Origin of the sequence: Nostoc sp. 'Peltigera membranacea cyanobiont' 232 (genome assembly GCF_002245985.1) — a bacterium.
GTDB lineage: Bacteria > Cyanobacteriota > Cyanobacteriia > Cyanobacteriales > Nostocaceae > Nostoc.
This window is the reverse complement of the sequence record NZ_NOLK01000312.1, coordinates 1-3,746: the sequence shown is the minus strand read 5'-3', so window position 1 is coordinate 3,746 and position 3,746 is coordinate 1. Positions and strand designations below refer to the sequence as shown.

4 protein-coding genes are annotated in these 3,746 nt (G+C 45.1%); all 4 read left to right on the top strand.

Annotated features, from left to right (window positions below; genetic code table 11):
* The first annotated feature begins 38 nt into the window (after positions 1-38).
* The 4 genes from CDG79_RS39610 (at position 39) to CDG79_RS39595 (ending at position 3,708) form a co-directional block, all read left to right on the top strand.
* Positions 39-584, top strand: a complete 546-nt coding sequence (locus CDG79_RS39610) for a thermonuclease family protein (RefSeq protein WP_094332715.1) — start codon at positions 39-41, stop codon at positions 582-584.
* Positions 585-654: 70 nt separating this feature from the next.
* Positions 655-1,467 carry an inositol monophosphatase family protein gene (locus tag CDG79_RS39605; RefSeq protein WP_094346930.1) on the top strand — a complete coding sequence of 271 codons (813 nt, stop codon included), beginning with the start codon at positions 655-657 and terminating at the stop codon, positions 1,465-1,467.
* 79 nt (positions 1,468-1,546) lie between these two features.
* Positions 1,547-2,500, top strand: coding sequence for a J domain-containing protein (locus CDG79_RS39600; protein WP_094346929.1), 954 nt, complete (start codon positions 1,547-1,549; stop codon positions 2,498-2,500).
* On the top strand, positions 2,500-3,708 hold the full coding sequence (locus tag CDG79_RS39595) for an ATP phosphoribosyltransferase regulatory subunit (protein ID WP_094346928.1): 1,209 nt from the start codon (positions 2,500-2,502) through the stop codon (positions 3,706-3,708). Before CDG79_RS39600 ends, CDG79_RS39595 begins: the two co-directional genes overlap by 1 nt.
* Positions 3,709-3,746 lie beyond the last annotated feature (38 nt).

Genomic DNA, 3,746 nt, shown 5'->3' with positions numbered 1-3,746 from the left:
GCTTTTTAGGTGCAGCAGCTGCCATAGGAGAATGTTTGATGGTTGTGAGTCTTGGTAGCTGGGTGCGAAAAATAGCTATTTTGGTTTGCTTATTGCTATTGGTGAGTTGCCAAAGTAAAAACCAACTGCCAAATAATCAGGCTCAGGTAAAGGTAGCGCGGGTAGTTAGTGGGCAAAGTTTGGAAGTGTTAGGTATGGCTGAACAACCGAATTTGATATCCCAAGTGCGGTTAGTTGGCGTTGATGCACCAGATTTGCGACAGAGGCCCTGGGGAGAAGAGGCAAAAGAACAGTTAGAGAATCTAATTGGTGGTGCGGAAGAATCAGTAACCTTGGAGTTTGATTTAGAAGCAAAAGACAAAATCGGGCGAACTCTCGCTTATGTGTGGAAAAATAAGGTGTTGTTGAATGAAGAATTAGTCAAACAAGGGAATGCAATGTTTGTTGGGCGATCGCCTAACCACAAATACGACCAGCGTTTAGAACGTGCCCAACAATGGGCTAGACTCATGGGCCAAGGAATCTGGAACCCAGAAAAACCCATGCGCCTCAATCCCGCCGAGTTTCGCCGCCAAAATCTTTGAAGAGTAGGGATTGGGGACTGGGGGGAGATGAACCAATGACAAATGACCAATGACCAATGACCAATGACAAATGACAAATATACAAATTTTTCTAGATATTGCTACCGAAGCGGCCTTAGCTGCTGGTGCTATTTTGCAAGGTTACTTGGGTAAGTTAGAAGACGCAATTATTGAAAAAGGTCGCCCTGGTGATTTAGTCACGGCTGCTGATAAAGCCTCAGAAGAGTTGATTTTAGAAATTTTGCGTCGCCATTTTCCTAAGCACTCTATCCTCGCTGAAGAATCAGGCAAATTAGGTAATCAAGAAAATCAATACCTCTGGGCAATAGATCCTCTAGATGGCACAACCAACTACGCCCATCAATACCCATTTTTTGCCGTCTCCATTGGGCTGTTAATTAATGGGGTTCCAGAAGTTGGTGTAATTTATGACCCATTCCACAATGAGCTATTCAGTGCTGCTACTGGCTTGGGAGCAACGCGAAACCGTCGTCCCATTAATGTTTCAACAACCTCAGAACTTAGTAAAAGCCTACTAGTGACAGGATTTGCCTACGATCGCCGCGAAACCTCTGATAACAACTACGCAGAATTTAGTCACCTCACCCATCTTACGCAAGGGGTTAGACGTAGCGGTTCAGCATCACTAGATTTGGCGTATGTTGCCTGTGGACGTGTCGATGGTTACTGGGAACGAGGGCTTTCTCCTTGGGATATTGCCGCCGGGATAATTTTGTTACAAGAAGCCGGGGGCAAAGTTACTGCCTACGATCGCACTTCTGTCAAAATTGAGTCAGGTAGAATTCTGGCCACAAATGGTTATATTCACGACTCCCTCAGTAACGAACTTTTACAGGTTCCGCCACTGTCAGCTTGGGTATAGCAGTTGGGGTGGGGGCTTTCCCTTCGACTTTGGGTAAACTAAGAGCAACCTAACTGCTCCCTTGGTGTAAAAACTCTATATGTCTTTCAAAATAGATCGTGGACTATTTAAATATGATTTCATAGATCATCACGCAGTATTGTGCGTTCCAGTTGATGCGGATGTCAAAGAGATTCGGAAACGCTATCTCCAAATTGCCCGCCGTCTACACCCGGATAGTAGTTTTACTGAAAGTGATGAACAAAAACAGCTAGGGAACGAATTGTTATCAAAGTTGGTTAACCCAGCTTACGAAAAACTGGTTGGCGATCGCACTCGCACGGAATATATTTTAATTTTGTCGCAAATTGGCAAGCGCCTGTTACAAGAGTCTACTTCGGTAACTCTCAACACCGACTTGGGTAAACAGTTAGCCCAGACACCTAATCTCGATCGTGTCTATAAAAGTGCGATCGCTAAACTTGCTCAAACTCAATATGATTCTTTAGAGCAAGTGCTGCAAGTTATTGCCCAAGTTAGTGAGTTGAATTTAGTCTATTTAATGCGGAGTGCAAGCAAATCATCCTCATCGCCGCCACCTGTTCAACCCAAAGTCCAATCAGGTACACCTCAGCCAAATACACCAAAAAATCTACCACCAGAACCAGCACCACCAAAAGAAGACTCGGTTGTAGAACAGTATGTTCGTCGCGCTCAATCTTTGATTGACAAAAACCAATTTGCCCAAGCCAAAGTAGAGTTGCAGGATGCTCTGAAGTTAGAACCTAAAAATAGTCACTGTCATAGCTTAATCGCAATGGTGTATTTGAAGCAAAATCAGCTAAAAATGGCAAAAATCCACTTCGACAATGCTTTAAAACTAGACCCCAATGACGAAAGGGCATTGCAATGGAAACCCAAAATAGATAAAGCTCTCGGACAACAATCTAGCGATCATAAGGTGACTTCATCCCCTAATAATGGAGATAAGCTACCAGATAAATCTAGTAGTGGTGGTTTGTTCGGTGGTTTGTTTGGTGGGAAGAAAAAATAATGGTGTATCAACCAGCAGCAGGAGCCAGGGATTTATTGCCCTTGGATGTGGAGAAAAAACGCTGGATTGAAGATCGGTTACAGCAGGTGTTTCATCGTTGGGGATATCACAGGATTATCACCTCAACTTTAGAGCGCATGGATACGCTGATGGCAGGAGAAGCAATCCAGCGCCAGATGGTGATTCAACTACAAGGCGAAGATGATGAATTAGGGCTACGTCCAGAATTAACAGCGTCCATTGCTCGTACCGTTGTCACTCGTATGGCAAATACAACTTATCCACAACGGTTGTACTACAACGCCAATGTGTTTCGCCGCACGTGGGAAAGTAGGCATAATCGCCAGCAAGAGTTTTATCAAGCTGGGGTGGAGTTGTTAGGTGCTGGCGGATTGCTGGCAAATGCGGAAGTACTCCTGTTAGTCGCAGATTGTTTAGCAGCACTGGGTTTGCGGCAATGGCACTTAATTTTAGGTGAAGCGGGAATTACGCGATCGCTCCTGAGTGCATTTCCTGCTAATTTACAGGATAAAGTTCGTAGTGCGATCGCTCATCTCGACCGGATTACTATAGATACTTTACCCTTGAGTGACAAACTACGCGATCGCGCCATAATCATGCTAGATTTGCGCGGCCCCAGTGCAGACGTGTTACAAAAAGTTAGTAGTTTGGATCTAGATGAAGAACAGCGAGAGGCAGTGAATAACCTCAAATCCCTAGTAGAATTACTAGAATCAGAGAAAAAATTTCCCTTAATCCTCGACCTTAGTCTCATCCAAACCATAGATTACTACACTGGGATCGTCTTTGAAGTCGTCAATGATACCGAATCCCAAGCCAGAGTTTTAGGGCGTGGTGGTCGCTACGACCAACTTTTGGGGTTATATCATCCTCAAGGAGAAAACATCCCCGGAATTGGTTTTGGACTAAGTATCGAAGATTTATACCAAGTTCTGTTGTCTACCCAGCAATTACCACAGGAAACTCCAGCGAGTGACTGGTTGGTAGCACCAGAGACAGCTAGCGCTAACGCCGCCGCCTTTGTCTACGCGCAAAAACTCAGAGATTCTACTGATTTGGTGCGAGTAGAAATTGACTTGGGGGGAAGAGATGCAGAGGCGATTCGCCAATATGCAAGCGATCGCGGCATTGCCCAAATTGCCTGGATCAAAGCTGATGGCTCACCAAAAATAGAACCATTGCGTTAGTGGGTATGGGGCAGGGGAGCAGAGGGGCAGAGGGGCAG